15 protein-coding genes are annotated in these 17001 nt (G+C 53.3%); 7 read left to right on the plus strand and 8 right to left on the minus strand.

The window, feature by feature from the left end:
- Positions 1 to 563: 563 nt before the first annotated feature.
- The gene (locus OXI60_00450) at positions 564 to 1511 is read left to right on the plus strand and encodes a hypothetical protein (protein MDE0308289.1); all 948 of its coding nucleotides are present in this window, start codon (positions 564 to 566) and stop codon (positions 1509 to 1511) included.
- Between the two features lie 175 nt (positions 1512 to 1686).
- Here the strand turns inward: OXI60_00450 and OXI60_00455 are convergent, their stop codons facing one another.
- The 4 genes from OXI60_00455 to OXI60_00470 form a co-directional block, all read right to left on the minus strand.
- Positions 1687 to 2727 carry a 2Fe-2S iron-sulfur cluster binding domain-containing protein gene (locus OXI60_00455; GenBank protein ID MDE0308290.1) on the minus strand — a complete coding sequence of 347 codons (1041 nt, stop codon included), beginning with the start codon at positions 2725 to 2727 and terminating at the stop codon, positions 1687 to 1689.
- Positions 2727 to 3665: an aminotransferase class IV gene (locus tag OXI60_00460; protein MDE0308291.1), complete on the minus strand. Its 939-nt coding sequence runs from the start codon at positions 3663 to 3665 to the stop codon at positions 2727 to 2729. The genes OXI60_00455 and OXI60_00460 overlap by 1 nt, the downstream gene beginning before the upstream one ends.
- A 71-nt stretch (positions 3666 to 3736) precedes the next feature.
- Positions 3737 to 4306, minus strand: coding sequence for a peroxidase-related enzyme (locus OXI60_00465; GenBank protein ID MDE0308292.1), 570 nt, complete (start codon positions 4304 to 4306; stop codon positions 3737 to 3739).
- 29 nt (positions 4307 to 4335) lie between these two features.
- Positions 4336 to 5289 (minus strand): hypothetical protein, encoded by a 954-nt coding sequence (locus tag OXI60_00470; GenBank protein ID MDE0308293.1) that lies wholly within the window; start codon positions 5287 to 5289, stop codon positions 4336 to 4338.
- A gap of 762 nt (positions 5290 to 6051) precedes the next feature.
- Here OXI60_00470 and OXI60_00475 point away from each other — a divergent pair.
- The 6 genes from OXI60_00475 (at position 6052) to OXI60_00500 (ending at position 11108) form a co-directional block, all read left to right on the plus strand.
- Positions 6052 to 6840 (plus strand): N-formylglutamate amidohydrolase, encoded by a 789-nt coding sequence (locus OXI60_00475; GenBank protein MDE0308294.1) that lies wholly within the window; start codon positions 6052 to 6054, stop codon positions 6838 to 6840.
- Between the two features lie 189 nt (positions 6841 to 7029).
- The gene (locus OXI60_00480) at positions 7030 to 7419 is read left to right on the plus strand and encodes a hypothetical protein (GenBank protein ID MDE0308295.1); all 390 of its coding nucleotides are present in this window, start codon (positions 7030 to 7032) and stop codon (positions 7417 to 7419) included.
- Between the two features lie 6 nt (positions 7420 to 7425).
- Positions 7426 to 7764: a hypothetical protein gene (locus tag OXI60_00485; protein ID MDE0308296.1), complete on the plus strand. Its 339-nt coding sequence runs from the start codon at positions 7426 to 7428 to the stop codon at positions 7762 to 7764.
- Between the two features lie 23 nt (positions 7765 to 7787).
- Positions 7788 to 9494: an FAD-binding protein gene (locus OXI60_00490; GenBank protein ID MDE0308297.1), complete on the plus strand. Its 1707-nt coding sequence runs from the start codon at positions 7788 to 7790 to the stop codon at positions 9492 to 9494.
- Positions 9495 to 9507: 13 nt separating this feature from the next.
- Positions 9508 to 10437 carry a fumarate hydratase gene (locus OXI60_00495; protein MDE0308298.1) on the plus strand — a complete coding sequence of 310 codons (930 nt, stop codon included), beginning with the start codon at positions 9508 to 9510 and terminating at the stop codon, positions 10435 to 10437.
- Positions 10434 to 11108, plus strand: a complete 675-nt coding sequence (locus OXI60_00500; protein MDE0308299.1) for a fumarate hydratase C-terminal domain-containing protein — start codon at positions 10434 to 10436, stop codon at positions 11106 to 11108. Before OXI60_00495 ends, OXI60_00500 begins: the two co-directional genes overlap by 4 nt.
- A 21-nt stretch (positions 11109 to 11129) precedes the next feature.
- Here OXI60_00500 and OXI60_00505 read toward each other — a convergent pair whose 3' ends face one another.
- From OXI60_00505 to OXI60_00520, 4 genes are all read right to left on the minus strand, one after another.
- Complete coding sequence (locus OXI60_00505; protein ID MDE0308300.1) at positions 11130 to 11930, minus strand: phosphonoacetaldehyde hydrolase; 801 nt, start codon at positions 11928 to 11930, stop codon at positions 11130 to 11132.
- A 163-nt stretch (positions 11931 to 12093) separates the two neighbouring features.
- Positions 12094 to 13428 (minus strand): FAD-binding oxidoreductase, encoded by a 1335-nt coding sequence (locus OXI60_00510; GenBank protein MDE0308301.1) that lies wholly within the window; start codon positions 13426 to 13428, stop codon positions 12094 to 12096.
- A gap of 131 nt (positions 13429 to 13559) precedes the next feature.
- A complete protein-coding gene (locus OXI60_00515) occupies positions 13560 to 14456 on the minus strand; it encodes a dihydrodipicolinate synthase family protein (GenBank protein ID MDE0308302.1) in 897 nt (298 codons plus the stop codon).
- Between the two features lie 121 nt (positions 14457 to 14577).
- A complete protein-coding gene (locus OXI60_00520) occupies positions 14578 to 16998 on the minus strand; it encodes an FAD-dependent oxidoreductase (protein MDE0308303.1) in 2421 nt (806 codons plus the stop codon).
- Positions 16999 to 17001 lie beyond the last annotated feature (3 nt).

Below are 17001 nucleotides of genomic sequence, written 5' to 3' on the forward strand. Positions count from 1 at the left end.
TTAACCGATGAAGGCCGGATGGGGATACTGCCGCGCAGCGGCTTCGTTCAATAGATATTCAGCATCGGGAAATTGATGACAAGGCTTTCATACTGGTAGAAATACCTCGTAGCGAATCTGTTCATGAAAGAGCGGGGAGGGCTCACATCAGAGTTGGACAGGCCAAAAAGCAGATGTCTGGTGATGAGCGTTTACGTTTAGCTCAACGACGCGCTCAAAGTCGCTATCGTTGGTTCGACGAGCAAATCGTATCAGACACTGGATTCGAAACTCTAAAAGAACGGTTGTGGGAGTCTTTAGTCAGTGCGTCGGGATCGCAGAACCCTCGACTGGCACTGATTAACCTCAGTCTGCTTGCAGATGATGAATCAGGGACAACTCGGGCGACCGTTGCGGGCATTTTGCTGTGTACACAACACCCGGAGAAATGGCTGCCCCAAGCTGTTATCACCGCGACCAGTTACCGCGGAACCAACCGTGACTCCGATCAATTGGATTCTCAGGAAATTGTCGGTCCTCTTTTCGAACAGATTCAAGAAGCAGTAAAATTCGTGATTCGAAACATGCGTGTTGGTGCACGGAAGACTCCATATAGAATAAATTTGCCCCAGTACAGTAATTCTGCGGTTTTCGAAGCTTTAGTCAATGCCGTCGCTCACCGCGATTATTCTATTTCTTCGCAGCGAATCAGATTGTCGATGTTTCGAGACCGGCTTGAAATCGAGTCGCCCGGTCAACTTCCAAATCGTATTTCAATTGAAAGTATGGAATCCAGGCAGTCCACGCGAAATGAGGTGATCGCTTCGGTCTTTGGACGATTTCCTGTCGGTGATATTCCAGGGTCTGATGATCGCCTTTACCTGATGGAGCGTCGCGGAGACGGAGTTGCAAGGATTCTTCACAAAACACATGAAACCGCTGGAATTTTCCCAAAATATGAGGTTATTGACGAGTCGTGTTTGGTTCTGAAAATTCCTGCGGCAAAAATTGATCTTGTTCCTTCCGACGCTGTAGTTACAGTTCACACTGGCGGAGTCCCAATTAGCGGAGTTAACGTTCTCGCAATTTTTCCAAACAAAACCCGGCTAGAATCACAGACTGACGAAAATGGAGAGGCGAAATTTGATTTTTATACAACCAATTTACCGATGACTGTCTATGCCGCGCAGGCTGGCTGCGCAGCAGGTTACAATGACGGTTGGGTGCCAAGTCAAGGAGGTCTATTGGTTGAACTCGAAACCCAAAAAACTGGTGGCTCTGCAATTTTCCCAAGTGGTTCCGGTTATTTGCCTGGATTGAGCGGACGGCTCAATCCGTTTCTAGATACGTCAGACCGGACTTATCTATATGCAGACAACATTGCTATTGAGAATGGCCGGCAACAGCCCGTAACGTTTCGGACCGGAAAACCGATGTTGCTGACTGATGCCCATGGTTCGCAGTTATTGGTGACCGTTGTGAGCATAATCGGAACATCATCTCTGATTGAGTATCGTCAAGACGAAATGTGACTTATATTCGCGCGATAGCCTCTACAATTTTCTGCAACACTTTGAGACTGAATCAGATGCGTTGAGGCAATCGTATCGTTGTACCAAGAAGGTGGGAGAACCGGTCCGAGCCGCACATCGAAAACCACTCAAGCCGGTTACAAGACAATGCGTTCAGTCAACTCCACATAATTCGCTATGCGAATTTATCGAATCGAATTTTTCTTGCAGAAAATTTCCTTTCCCGAACCAGCAACTGCAAAGACGCCTCGACCGCCGGTGGCGGTCCTGCGAGAAAGGCAACACTGACTTCGGTCAACTCCTCCAGCCAATCAGCACCGGCTTGGTGAAGAAATCCGCGTGCGAAATCCAGTTCCGGAAACCTGGACCGAAGCGAATCCACACCGCCGCAGTCAACCAAAGTCACCAAAACACGCAATGTCGGATGCGTTGCACAATACGAATTGAGAATTTCGAGGTAAAAGACGTCCTCTATTCGATTCAGTCCGAAAACGACCTGTGCCTTGTACCGGTCAAAGTGTCCATGAAGCGATGCGTTTGCCAATATTGACATGATTCCGGCGATACCGGTACCGCCGGCCATCACTATGAAATCGCCATCAATCTCAGACGAAAACACCGCCCTTCCGAGCGGTCCGAATCCCGCCAAGGGTTCACCGTTTCGGCTCTTGTCAAACAGCCAGTCAGTAAAATCACCGCCTGGAATGTCTTTCACCACGAAACTGAGACAATCAGTGGGGCTGTCTGTGAAATTGGTCATCGAGTAAGCCCGAAAGCCCGGCACGGACTTTGTTGAGACCGCAACAAACTGACCGGCATTGAAAGCAATCGGACGCGAGAGGCGATAATCAAATGAGACGACCAACTCATTCAATGGCTTCTGATTCGCAATTTCTCCTTCCAGCACATTTGCAACAGGTAACGGTACAGGAGGCTTGACAGCCGGGCGTACCTTGAGGTGCACATCGGATTCCATGACCGACTGACACATCAGGATTTCGTTCCGTTCCGATCTGACTCTCCCATACCCCGGAGCTTCGGTCCACAGCGACCGGACCTTGCCGGAAAGCAACACCGCGGAACAAGTCCCACACTTTCCGATACCACACTCATAAGGCAGCTTGATACCATGACGCAATCCGCAGTACAGGATCCTTTCGCCGTCCTGCGCGTCCAGCTCGCCAACCCCCTCTCGTCCGTGTATATGCAGCTTCATCAGAGATACTCAATCGGTGTTATCCATTGTCCGTATTCGTGGCGCGCCCAGTACAGACTCCTGAGCTCCTCGGTGATTGGTCCGACTTCGCCATTTGAGACTGGGCAATTGTCCACACGGGTTACCGGCATGATGCCGCCTGCAGTCGATGTGATGAAAATCTCATCGGCTTGCGTCAATTCACTGCGGCAAACTTCGCGACATTGCACCTCATGGCTCAACGTTTCGCAAAGATCAAATACGGTCTGCCGCGTAATCCCATGCAGCACACCTGTATGCGGTGTCGACAATACGCCACCTTTAACAACGAAAACGTTGAACCCCGGACCTTCTGTTATGTTGCCATGCATGTCCGATAACAATACGGTATCGCCTGACTTCTCATAACCTTGCATCAGTCCAATCACGAGATCCAGCCAATGATAATTCTTGATCGATGAGTTCACCGATTCGGACGGAATGCGCACGATATCACTGATGACAATATGCAAACCTTCTTCCATCTGCTTATCGTTTGCGATGAATCCCAGCGGTATCGCGAACGCCAAAAACCGGTTGACAGCATCTCTTGGATCCCGACTGAAGCTCGGCGAGCACCCTCTGGTGCAGATCATTTCCACATAGGCACGTTTAAGTCCAGACAAGGCGACACAATTCATCAGGATTTCAGTGAGTTCGTCTCGCGTGTAGCCAATGGAAAGGCTCAGTTTCTCCATACTTGAAAAAAAGCGGTCGAGATGGAGGTCCAGTCGGAAAAAGGCTCCGTTCCAGACGCTGACGGTGTCATAGGTCGCGTCGGAATGCAAGAAACCATAGTCAACGACGGATATCTTGGCTTCAGCAACAGGAATATATTGGCCATCCTGAAAAGCCACGCCCTCCGGATACTGATGCGGGTCCCGGTAGCGAGTCTGGATTTCCGGGCGGGATTTGATCACGTGCGCAACCGGTAATTCAATACCATTCGACTTCTCAACTCCAGCAGCAACGAACGAGGAACAGCGCCATATCAGTAATAACCGATTACGTCGCCCTCAGTAGTCACCCCCAAACCATTGAGCAGCCTGTTGACGTAGCTGAAGTAGCCGACAACTTGATTCAACTCCAATATCTCGGCATCTTCGCAACCGGACTGTTTCAAGGCATCGAAATCAGTTCGGGACATCTCCCCCACATTCAGCGTCAATTTCTCGACATATCTGAGCATCGCCAGTTCCCGGCCCTCAAAAGCGTCTTCCGGCCGGCGGGACTCCAGTGCGCCCAGGACCCGTTCCGATTTCTGTTCGTCAGCCAAAAGTCTTCTCAGATTCAGGCTGTGGTGGGTGACGCTATAGGTACAGTTGTTCAGAATGCTGGTATAAGTGCCCGCCGTCTCAAGAAACCACAGCGGGATGGAATTGTCCTTGTGATGCAGGATGCTTCGATATAGTGTGATGTGCCCATGCATCGTATGTGGACGCAAGCCATGAACCCGCAGGACATTATCGACTGTTCCATGTGGGGTTCTGGCACCATCGAGGGCTTCCTTGACCTTTCCGGTCGCTTCGGCATCGGAAACCATTCGGATCCAGGCACTCATATCCTACCGTTCCTTGATCTCGCAGGTTCTCAGTTGCGATAGGCAAAAGATCGATCAAATCGTCCGCTGATGTAGATGTCGCTTTCTATTGGTTCGTACAGCGTACTCTCGCCATCGCCAACAACAGGGTCGATCAGCGTGCGTGAGTCCGGGTCGACGAATACAACTACCGAGTAGCGGGCATCACTGTTCTCGTTTACAACACAATGTGGGACTGATACGAACCGATCGTTGGTCCAGCGCGCCAGCAGATCTCCGATATTCACAACAAAGGTATCACTGATCGGATCTGCACGATGCCACTCCCCTTGCGGAGTCTGTACGCGCAATCCCGAACTGCGCTGACAAAGCAAGGACAGACATCCGAAGTCGGTGTGAGGTGATACACCATATTCTCCATTAGCCCCTGTGTTCGGTGGATAGTAGATCAACGATCCGCGCGAGGTCGGGCGGCGAAAATGCTTGGAAAAATGGTCTTGCTCCTCCCCGAGATAGATCGCGACCGCCTCGAGAATGTCACGTGCACACTCGTGAGTCGCCGCGAAGTAATTGTTCAGTACCTTTCTCATGCCCGGCAAGGACTCCGGCCAGCGGTTTGCAGCCAGCAAGTTTCGTTCGTCAGCGGCCTCCGCCGAATCTGCGTCAATATCCAGGCCCCAGATGTAGCTTTCCTTGAGGTCCGCTTGACGGTAACCTTCCATCGTCGACGCACCGATACCGAGAAAACCGCGATGAGACTCCGAAACCGCAACCTCGATTTTCGATTCATCAGGTAACGTAAAGAAATCTCGCGCAGTCTCAAAGACAGAATCGATGACGGACCCGTCAATTCCGTGATTCTTGACATAGAAGAACCCATACTGCTGCGCCGCATCACAGATCTGTTCGCCGACCGACAGTAAATCATGCCTTGCACGCCGCCTGAGCGATGACAGTTCGATTACAGGGAAATAACTCACTTCGTATTCCGGTTTATCTTCCATTACAGGATATTTTTGCTGGGCACGTTCTTGTACACATAACTGCCATCGGTCCTGACGAAATTGACCCGATCAGCCGATGACAGATAGTGCAGTATATAACACCATCGCACTCTCGCCCGGCTCGCGTTGTCGCAGGCAACTCGGAGGGGCGTCCTTGCACCATACAGTTGGGACTATTCAGGCAGCGGGTTCATTGTTTCAGAATATCCACTGATTCACAATACGAACTCCCGCTGGGTGGCGATTTTCACGCCGAAACGCTCGGACAAACCAGCAAGTGCCAAAACTGCCAGCGATAGGTCAGCAACGCGGCGCATCTAAGCGATAAATTCTGAATCTCGGGCTTAATTTGCATCTCGATTCCACACTAGGGAATTCCGACCGATCAAGGTCCAAGACGCTAAAATATATTCGGAATAATCGATTCTGACATTCCAATCGTAATGTTGGTTTCAAAACATCCAAAAAGACGACAGGCCTGACGGCCGCAGCTCAAGTGGCTCATTTTGATCGAAATTACCCGTCGATAACGGATGGCAGCCTTGAGTCGCAAAGAATCGTCCTGACCTGATCGACCTGCAACCTGGCAAAGGAACGAATTGACCATGAAAATCACCCAGCTATCTGTAGCTGTCAGGGCGGCAATGCACAGGATTGCACACGACTGAGCGGTGATTTATAACTGGAGCGGCATGGCCGACGGTGCCGCGGCAACTCACCTCACTGCGCCTTTCGATATCGAATTTTTTTAAGTTGAAGGAAATGACTGGAGCGACACTTTTATCTGACACGGACCCTTTTCCGGTCCGATTGCAAGAACCGGATTCTCCCTCAAACATTCTTGTCGTCTGTGATCATGCGGGGAATCTCATTCCAATTGCGCTGCATGACCGCAACGTCTCATCTGCTGACCTGTCGACTCACATCGCCATTGACATCAGTGCCTATGCGGTCGCAGTCAGACTCGCCGAAAACCTGAACTCGACTCTGGTCAGTCAGCGATACTCGCGTCTAGTGGTGGACATGAACCGCCCGACGAGTTCGAATCAGCTTATGCCGGCACAAAGCGACGAAGTGCGAATTCCCTTCAATCAGGATCTTGATGACACCGAACGACAAGCCCGATTGGATGAGATTTACATGCCATACCATAATGAGATTGGCAGACAACTCGACAAGATCGGAGAGTCGGCAGTCTTGGTCGCGATGCATAGTTTCACACCGAAACTCAGAAATGCACCCGAGAGAATCTGGCACGTTGACCTGATGACCAGAACTCACAGCGCACTGGCCGGCAACCTGCAACAACAGTTGGAGATCGAATTTCCGGATCTTCAGATCGGTCAGGGGAAAGTCTTCCAAATTTCGGACAAGACGGACTTCACAGTACCGTTTCACGGAGAGTCTCGAAAAATCCCGAATATTTCCATTGAAGTGAGAAACGACTTGCTGCAGTCCGAGAGTGATATTGACCGATGGGCTTCGGTACTCACACGCTGCATACCTGAATCACTGGCATCCAGCTGGCGCGCGGAAAGTCAGACTGCATGATCACGCCCATTTCGGATCGAGAGAGGTGAATGACGTGCTGGCGGCATACCGGGACGTCGCGCAAGCCGAGGCAACGGGAAAACCGAGCCATGAGCGCGGTTCGGTGGTCTTGGCTTATGTACGACTGATGGCCGCCGAGGTTCAAGATGACCACAGTCGGGAAAGGCTCCAGAATCAAATCAGGACCAAATGGATTCATCTGCGCCCGTGCGCGGCCGGGAACTTCAATTGAAGATGGCGGAACGATCGGTCAACATCGACTTGCTTGTCTTTGTCACCCAGCGGGTTACAGGGGCCTTGCTTGCACTGTTCGTACTGGTACATCTGATCACGATCATATACGCGGTTCAGGGAGATCTTTCGGTTGCCGAAATCGTCTCGAGAGTCCGCGGAAATGTCGCCTGGATAATATTCTACGGAGTATTCATCGTTACAGTGGTCGTGCACGCGATGATCGGACTGCGCAATATTCTCATCGAAATGTCCAGCCTGAACAGACGGACGATCGATCTGACAGTGATCACCTACGCAGCGGTTACCCTGTTGCTGGGGACTGAGACCATCAAGGCGATCTGGTAATCTGGCATGCGAATCAGAGGCAATCCGAATCAGCTGGCGTTCGTCGTCCACCGGATTTCCGGTCTGTGTCTGGCTGCGTTCATCCCGATTCACCTGTATGTCATGTCCCTTCTCATCACGAACCCGCAGCAGCTGGACGCCTTTCTGACCTGGACATCTACCCCGGCGGTCAAGCTGTCAGAGTCCTTGCTGATCATGCTTGCCGGCATCCATCTGGCCGGCGGCATCCGAATACTGGTGGTTGAATGGTTTTCGGTCAGTGGCGTAAAGAGTCGGTGGATTTCAGTCGCCGCCGGGTTCTCTGTCATCTGCGGAATACTTTTTCTGACAGCATCAGCCCAATAAGTTCCATCTATCTGCGCTCGTCTATGAAGAAGATCCAGACCGATGTCCTGATTCTCGGAAGCGGTGGTGCGGGACTGCTGGCCGCAATTCATGCCCATGATGCAAACCCGTCGCTCAAGGTTACTGTTGCCACCAAGGGACTTGCCGGCAAGTCCGGCTGTACACGAATGGTACAAGGTGGATACAACGTCGCTTTGGGTGCCGGTGACTCAATCGAGAGGCATTTCCAGGACACCATCGAGGGCGGCAAATGGATCAACGATCAGGAACTGGCGTGGGCTCTGGTTTCATTGGCGCCCGAGCGCGTTCTCGAACTGGAAAACCGACATGGCTGCTTCTTCGATCGCAACCGCGACGGTACCCTTCATCAGAAGGCATTTGCCGGTCAGACTTTCGACCGTACCGTTCACAAGGGTGATCTTACAGGCATCGAGATCATGAACCGACTCGCGGAACAGGTGCGACGTCGCCCGGTTTCGATCCTTGAGGAACACCGGGCAATCGAACTGATACCCGATCAGGGGCGAAGTCAGATCGCTGCCGTGCTGTTGATTGACATCCGCAGCGGAAAATTCGTGCTGATCCAGGCTCGAGCGGTCATCATCGCCACGGGTGCCGGTCCGACCATGTATAAGTTTCATACACCGTCCGCCGACAAGTCCTGTGATGGATTGGCTCTCGCACTTCGCAGCGGCCTGGTTCTCAGAGACATGGAAATGGTTCAGTTTCATCCGACAGGACTTCTGGCCGGTGCGCAGACCAGAATCACAGGCACGATCATTGAGGAAGGACTGCGCGGAGCCGGCGGGCATCTTTTGGACGGCGCAAACTACAGATTCATGCAGGACTACGATGAGCGGGGCGAGCGCGCAACACGCGACGTTGTGAGCCGCGCGATGTTTGAACGGATGCGCTCAGACGCCACCGGACCCAATGGCGGTGTGTTCATCTGCATGAGCCATCTGGATGAAAACATGGTGCGCACACAATTCAAGGGAATGGTAAAACGCTGCCGGGACATCGGGCTGGATCTGGTTTCGCAACCGGTTGAGGTGACACCGACAGCGCATTATGTCATGGGCGGTATCGAAATCGATGTTGACTGCTCTGCCTCAATGGCGGGTGTATTCGCCGCAGGTGAGGACTCGGGTGGTGTTCACGGCGCCAATCGACTCGGCGGCAATGGTGTCGGGAATTCGACTGTTTTCGGCGGAATCGCCGGAGACTCTGTCGCCACCTGGCTGAATTCACAGATAGAGTTTGCGCAACCCGATGCCGACATATTGGAGACTGCCGTGACCCGATCGTTATTGCCATTTGAAAAGCCGGTTCAGGGGCTGAATCAAGTCCGCGAGTCGCTCTACGATGTCATGTGGGAACATGCAGGCATCATGCGCTCGCACCAGAGTCTCGAGATCGCATCCACCGAACTGAACGATATTGAACAGGCACTCGAACAGTGCGGTGTCGATTCGTCAACCCGCTCGTTCAATCTGGGCTGGCACGACTACCTGAACCTGAAAAATCAGATCCTGGTGAGTCACGCAATTGTCGCTGCCGCGAAACAACGGACCGACTCGCGCGGCGCACACTATCGATCCGACTGTCCACACATGGGCCGGCTGCGAGATTCCGAATTCACACGACTCGTCATGCAAGATAATAAAATAGGCACATATTGCGAAAAAGTCAGATTTACCCGTCTTCAACCACCGGATGATGGCGCGTAATCAACACCTTGACATGATTTCCGAAACTTCAATCCAGGACGCCGCATTTGAGATCACCCGGCAGGCGGCAATCCGCATACCGGAGGACTATCGAAGCGGTATACGGGATATCCGCCAATCCGAGCAGAATTCCCTGAGCTGTTTTGTCCTGGATACCATGATCGACAACTGGGATACTGCAGTTGCAGATCAGCGACCGATGTGTGCGGACACCGGACTGCCTCGATACTATGTGAAGTTCGGCAATGAGGTTTCCATCGAAGGAGGATTCGTCGCATTGGAACGAGCGCTGCGCAGGGCGACCGCCGAAGCGACCCGGGCAGTTCCACTTCGTCCGAACAGGGTCCATCCGCTCACCCGACAGGATTTCAATAACAATGTCGGAGCGCGGGCTCCTGAAATCGAGTATTCGGTGGAACCGGATGCCGACTGGTTGGATATTACGACCGTTCACAAGGGTGGACTGTTCGGAACCGACTACCGGATGCTGTTTCCGGGTGACGGATGGGAAGGAGTGAAGAAAATGTTCCTGGATACCATGATCCAGTTTGGCCGGCGGGGGCTCGCCTGCCAACCTGCGATCGTCGGCGTCGGCATGGGAGGCAGCAAGGATACGTGCATGGTGTTGGGCAAGCAGGCAGCCTGTCTGCGGGTTGTCGGAGACCGACATCCTGACCCGAAGATCGCGGAACTTGAAGACGAGCTGAAAGAACTGGGAAATCAGATCGGGATGGGACCGATGGGATTTGTCGGCAACTCTATGGTGGTCGACTGTCATATTGAAGTTGCCCATACCCACACAGGAGGAATGCCGGTCAGTATCCATAGTTTCTGTCTGTCCTCGCGACGCGCAGTGGTTCGAATCAGTTCCGACGGGGACACACAGTTCCGCACCGACCCTCAGTGGTTCACGCCATACCACAGACGGGAGGAACTTGAATGAGCAATGCCGGACCCAATACCATCAAGTTGCGCGCGCCGGTCTCGACTTCCGACCTCAGAAAACTTCAAATCGGTGATGTGGTTTATATCGACGGCGTGCTATACACCGGACGTGAAGGGGCCTATCGGAAAATCATCGATGAGAACCTGACGCCGCCACTGGACTTGTTGGGCACATCGAATGTGAACTTTCACTGCTCGCCGGCAGCCGCCGTCCAGCCCGACGGCTCCCACACCGTCGGTGCCGTAACCGCTACTGCGAGTTTCAGATTCTCCAAATGGATGCGCAGATGGTTCGATGTGTCTGGCTGCAAGGTTGTTATCGGCAAGGGGGGAATGCCTGCACAAGACTACTCACAGTATTTTGTGCCGGCCGGTGCCGTCTATCTGACGACTGTCGGTTACGGAACCGGCGCTCTTCTTGGTCGCGGCATCAGACAGGTATCGAATGTTTTCTGGCTTGAGGAACTGGGTATCGCACAGGCAATCTGGGTTTTCGATGTAGCCGAGTTCGGTCCATTTCTGGTTGAGAGCGACCTTGACGGAAACAGTCTTTTTGAACAATCCAACAAGGCCATCGATGAGAATATCGAAACACTCTACAAAGGACTGAAAGAGCCTGCACTGCGTCGATTCGGAGAGACGACACAGCGAACCGACGAGGTCATCTGAGCCGGGGCGCCACCCGCCGAATCAGGGTTTTTCCCCTCGAGCCAGACGCTCATTCACATCATCGATCACATCCAGCAGCTCTGGAAACTCGTTGATCACGTAATGTGAACCTCCCTTGAGCAACAGCTCCCGTGTCTTTGACAGACGATGTGCGACATCCTCTCCTGAAACAGATTGCGCCTGTTCCAGACTGTTGATATTCATATAGTTGCTGTAGCGGGCGATTCCCACCGTCCAGCAACCGGCTTCGAGCCCCTCAGCGACTCCGCTTACCGTATCGTCGACCTTGATCACTGACTGAATGGGATGAATGTCCAACAAGTCCAGATTGCGATAAATCATGAATGGCCTGGGCCTTGCACCATGCATGACCTCATCGCCGGCGACTGTTGTATCAGGATGATAGCCCTGCCGTCTCGCATCCGCTTCCAGAATATCCACCATGCTCCGTACGAACCCCGTCGTCATCCCGATCTTGATACCGTCGGACTGGATTTCTTTCGTGGTCTCGGCCACGCCCGGAAGAAGCGTCGTATACTGTGGCAGACAGTCAAGTTGCATCGGCACGAAGTCGGCATACATATTGTCAATGTCGTCCTGCGTCGGATCAGCATCCCGGACCTTGCGCCAGCGTTCCCTGATTTCCGGATCTCGCGTCAATGCTGCGATATGCAGGTCTTTACGAAGCCCCATCGGTCCGCGTGCCTCCTCCATGGTGATTTCCACACCCTGTCTGGCAAATACGTCCACGAAAACCACCGCTGGAGCAATCACATAGGCATCTGCCACCGTTCCGCTCCAGTCAAGAATCAAACCTTTCACTTTTCCGCAGTAGGTTCGCGTATATACATAATCAGATTTCATCGGCATTGTCTGGATCAAGTTCCCTGTTTTCTCAGGTTGAGTATATCGCGCTTTGAGATCAACCGCCGTCGGGCTGATCGGCGGCCGCATCAGCCACACCAAATTGCCGATTCGACTGGATTCACTTTTCCCTGCCGGCTTTCAGCTCACCCCAGCGCAGGGACAGGTTCCCGCCGATCGAGGCAAACGGTTCAGGCGGCATTCTTTTGGGCTGCGCTTGGCCAAGATAGTATTCCAACGATGCTGAGCGCACGCCGCAGATCAATTCAGCAATCAATTTTCCAGCAAGCGTTCCCCTGGTCGTACCCAATCCATTCTGGCAACATGCCGAATACAGATTTTCTTCCAGTTTTCCAAATGCGGGAACGGAGTTGCGGCTCAGACAGAGCAGCCCACCCCATTGATACTCCATCGTCACGTCACCAATCTGTGGGAAACGAGCCTGAAACGTACTTTGATGATGCCTTATGACACTGTTCATCCGCTTTTCGGAAATGGTTCGGCCCGGTGCCCAGGAGATTCCGTTACGAATAACAATCCGGTCACCCGAAGTTCCTGAAATCCTCCTGACCGTCGAGCCGAATGGATCTGACGGTGTCAGTCCCCATCGAGCTTCACCGCCAAGTAAGTGTATTTCATCGGGTGTCAGCCGACGCGTCATCGAGGCATACAGGAAAATATGGACAAGGCGACGGTTGAAATAGCCGAAACTCTCCACATGGCCATTGACCGCGAGAACAACTGTCTGCGCGTCAATCGAGGCGATCGGCGTCTTCAATCGCCAGCCGTCACCGGTTCTGGCAAGGTCGATAATCGGTGTATTCTCGAAAATCTCGACGCCGCAAGAATGAAGTCCGCGGGCGAGTCCTGTGATATATGCTGCCGGCTGAATCACCGCTGTTTGCGGGGTCGCGATGCCCGACCGATAATAGTCAGAGCCAGTAATCTCCTTCATTTTCCCCGCATCAAGCATCTCATAGTTCTCACCGAGCTGTTCAAGACGCCTGGCAAAACTCATGTTGTGTCTGTGGCCCGATTCGGTTGCCGCCGCGTTGATTTTTCCAGGCTTGCCGAATACGTCGCTCGGCATGGAAAACTCATTGCACACTTCATCTGCAAATTCGATCGCCTCCCGATTCATTGAAATCTGCTGACGGTCGTCATCCAGCGTTCCCAGGTAATTGCTGGATCCGAGATTGTGCGGCACATCGATCATGAAACCGGAATTGCGACCCGCAGGCCCTTCGGCGATGCTCCTGGCCTCAACAACAGTAATTCGTGCTTTCGGATTCAGTTCGGAAAGACGCTTTGCCGCTGACAATCCGGCAAAACCGGCTCCGACTACCGCCACATCCGTAGACTGCGTCCCAGTCAATTTCGGATATCCCGCATCAGCGGGGATGATTCTTGCCCAGCCGGAATCACCGGGATCGAACGGTAGTTTTTGTACTTTCATGAACAATGCTGCCGGCTGAGATCGGATGCGCTGCCGATGCCCGCGACCCTGTTCAGTCGATCAGCAACCGGTTTCAGGTCCAATTGGAAAAATCCTTAAGTTCAGTCCCTGCCTGACCGGGCCCGCAAGAATCAGTTCAGCCGATCGATAGTCGAGTTCATTTCCCGAATGACATCGGACAGATGGCTCTTCTCGTCCTCATCGAGTGGCTGCATGGGTTTTCGCGGTGGTCCGCAGTCCAGTCCGCGCAAGGTCATGCCGTATTTGATGCACTGAATGAACTTCCCGCCCTGTTCCAGCACCCGCATCAATGGCATCATTGCTGACATGATCTGCCGGCCCTTGTCGAAGTTTCCTTCCAGTACGCACGTCCGAAACAGGGCGATGTGCGCTTCGGGTGCGAAATTGCCACCGGCACAGACCCACGATGTCGCACCCCAGGCAAAAAATTCAAGGGCCTGATCATCCATACCGCAACTGACTTGGATGTGCGGGTAGTCAACCGCCAGCAGATGCAGTCGGTCGGGACTTCCCGAACTCTCCTTGATGGCACAGAAGTTGGAATTGTTCCGGAGCATGTCGAGTGTCGTCTCATCCATGCTGACTGACATGCGGCCGGGATAGTTGTAGAGAATGACCGGAAGATTCGCTGCCTCGTCGACAGCCAGTGCATGCATCGCGATTTCACGTCCTGTCGGGCAGGCGTAAGGCGGTGTCGCGACGAGCAATCCGTCCGCGCCGGCACTCTTCGCCTGTTGTGCAAAGTAAACACTGTCTTCTGTGCGGATCGCACCGGTACCGACGATGAGCGGAACACGTCCGTTGATGAAGTCTTTTGCCAGTTTCATCAATTCAACGCGTTCTTCGGCACTTTGAGCATAGTACTCGCCTGTCGTTCCCCCAACGATGATTCCATGGACCCCCGAATCGATCAGAAAATCGACAGTCTGCGCAAAACGGTCGATATTGATTGTGTAGTCAGCGTTGAACGGGGTGACGACAGGAGGGTAGATTCCTTCAAACTTCATGATGGCGGTCCCAAAACTTCGAAATGACTGTAAATGTGAACTGGTATCCCGGTACTGTGTTCCCAATCCGTGTGTCGGACCGATCGCCTCGAACCGGAATTGAATCCGTCATGTTGTGATCTTATGCCCTCAGACGAACGTTTTGCGGGTCGTACGGCGGCAGGTCCAAAACGGTCGCGGTTCGCCTCACTCCCAAAATCGGCACTTCAAAGGTGGCGCCGGATCGCGCAAACTGAGGTTCGACATAGACGAAAGCCAGACTGACACCTGTCCGATGTCCGAACGCTCCGCTGCAGACAATCCCCATAGGCCGGTCACCGTCCAGTGCGGGTTCATTGCCGAGGCAGTCCGCATCATCGACATTGACGGAAACCAGTACCAACTTGGTCTTGATGCCCTCGGACTTTCTCGCCAGAACACTTTGCTTTCCGACAAATGAACTTTCGTAATCCACGAATCTCTCGATGTCAGCTTCAACCGGTGTGATTTCAGTCGTCAATTCACTTCCCCAGCCCTTGTAGCCTTTCTCCAACCGCATACAGTTGACCGCATAGGACCCAAACCAGCCTAGACCGTATTCCTCGCCGGCCTGCTCCAATTGCGAGCAAAGCGATTCCATCGAATTCATTGAATGATACAGCTCCCAACCAAGTTCTCCGACATACGAAACCCGCAGCGCGATGACATCAATTCCACCGACCTTGATCTCCCGGCCTGTCAACCAACGGAAGTTATCGTTATCCAATGCGGTATCGGTCAGTTTCGAAAGCAGATCACGCGATTTCGGACCTGCGACAGCAAGCATGCCCAACTTGTCAGTCACATCTTCTATGCTGACATCCTCGCCGTTTTCGACATGTTGCACCATCCAGTCAAGATCATGCTGCTGGGCAACGATCGCCGAGGTCAGAAAGAACCGATCATCAGCCAGCCGGGTCAACGCGACCTCACATTCGATGCCGCCCAAGGTGGTCAGCATGTGGGTGAGTGAAACCCCGCCGGCTCGCTTGGCGACACGGTTGGCTCCGATACGATTGAGAAACTGCTCCGCGTCCGAGCCGGTCACCATGTACTTCGAAAACGCTGTCAGATCCGCTAAACCGACGCGTTCTTGAACACATCTGCATTCTGCAGCAACAGGATCAAACGCGTTGGTCCTGCGAAATCCGTATTGCTCCTCGCTTCCATCAAGCGAAAACCACTTCGGCCGCTCCCATCCGTAATACTCACCGTAAACGGCACCTTTCGCTTTCAGTCTGTCATAGATGGGTGTGGTCTTGACAGGACGCCCCGCTTCGCGAAATTCTCCCGGAAAGTGTACCTGATACATTTCCTGATATTCATCGATTGACTTGTCAACGACATAACGACCGGGAAGGTTCGCATATTCTCCGTATCGTCTGGGGTCCACTTCCCGGACATTGATTTCGGTCTGTCCGTGCACCATCCACTGCGCGAGATATTTTCCGACACCGGGTCCCTGGGTGATGCCGATCGATGCACCGCAACACAGCCAATAATTCTCAAGTCCGGCTGCCGGGCCCATCAGATATCCTCCGTCCGGGGTATGCGTGATCGGTCCGTTCACGACCCGTTTGATCCCGGCCTGGCCGAAAAGAGGCACGCGTTCGGCAGCCTTGATCAGGCTATGGTCAAGCCGGTCAAGTTCTTCCGGCAGAAGTTCCATGTCGAAACTCCAGTCGATACCGTCCAATCCCCAGGCAGCCGCTTGCGTCGTCTCATACGGTCCGACCAGTATTCCCTTCTGTTCCTGGCGGATGTAACACGATGCGACGGGGTCACGGACAACCGGCGGCTCGGTATCCAGCGCCTCGACTTCGGGAAGATTCTCGGTGACGAGATATTGGTGCTGCATATTGACAATCGGCAGTCGGAATCCTGACATCTGTGTCACCTGATCGGCAAAGCTTCCCGCTGCATTGACAACATGCTCACAGACAATCGAACCCTGTTCCGTGATCACCTTCCATTCACCGCCGGTCGTACGCTCAACGGCGGTGACACGATTCCTGCGTATGATCTCCACCCCGCGGTTGCGCGCTCCGACAGCCATCGAATTGGTACTGCTCGCCGGGTCAGTATGCCCGTCGTTCGGAGTATAGAAACCGAGTTTCACATCATCGGTGACCAGCAAGGGGTGAATCTCCTTCATTTCAGAATGACCGACGAGATGCGACTCGGCACCGATGTAGTCAAGAATTCCCTTGACGTAGTGAAACCAGTCGACCTCGGCATCCGAAATTGCGAGGCGCAGCGCACCGCAGCCATGCCATCCCGTCGACTGGCCGGTCTCAGCCTCGAGTCTGGCATAGAGCCTGACAGCATAATCATGGACTTTGGCCATATTCAGGCTGCCGATGAAATTCGGAATCAAGCCCGCCGCGTGCCAGGTCGATCCAGATGTCAACTCACCCTTGTCAATCAGTACGACGTCATCCCAGCCTTCAAGCGGCAGATGGTAGGCGAGGCCGACGCCCATCGCACCTCCACCGATGATTACAACTCTTGCATGTCCTTTCAATGT

The sequence above is a fragment of the Acidiferrobacterales bacterium genome, assembly GCA_028820695.1.
Lineage (GTDB): Bacteria > Pseudomonadota > Gammaproteobacteria > Arenicellales > JAJDZL01 > JAJDZL01.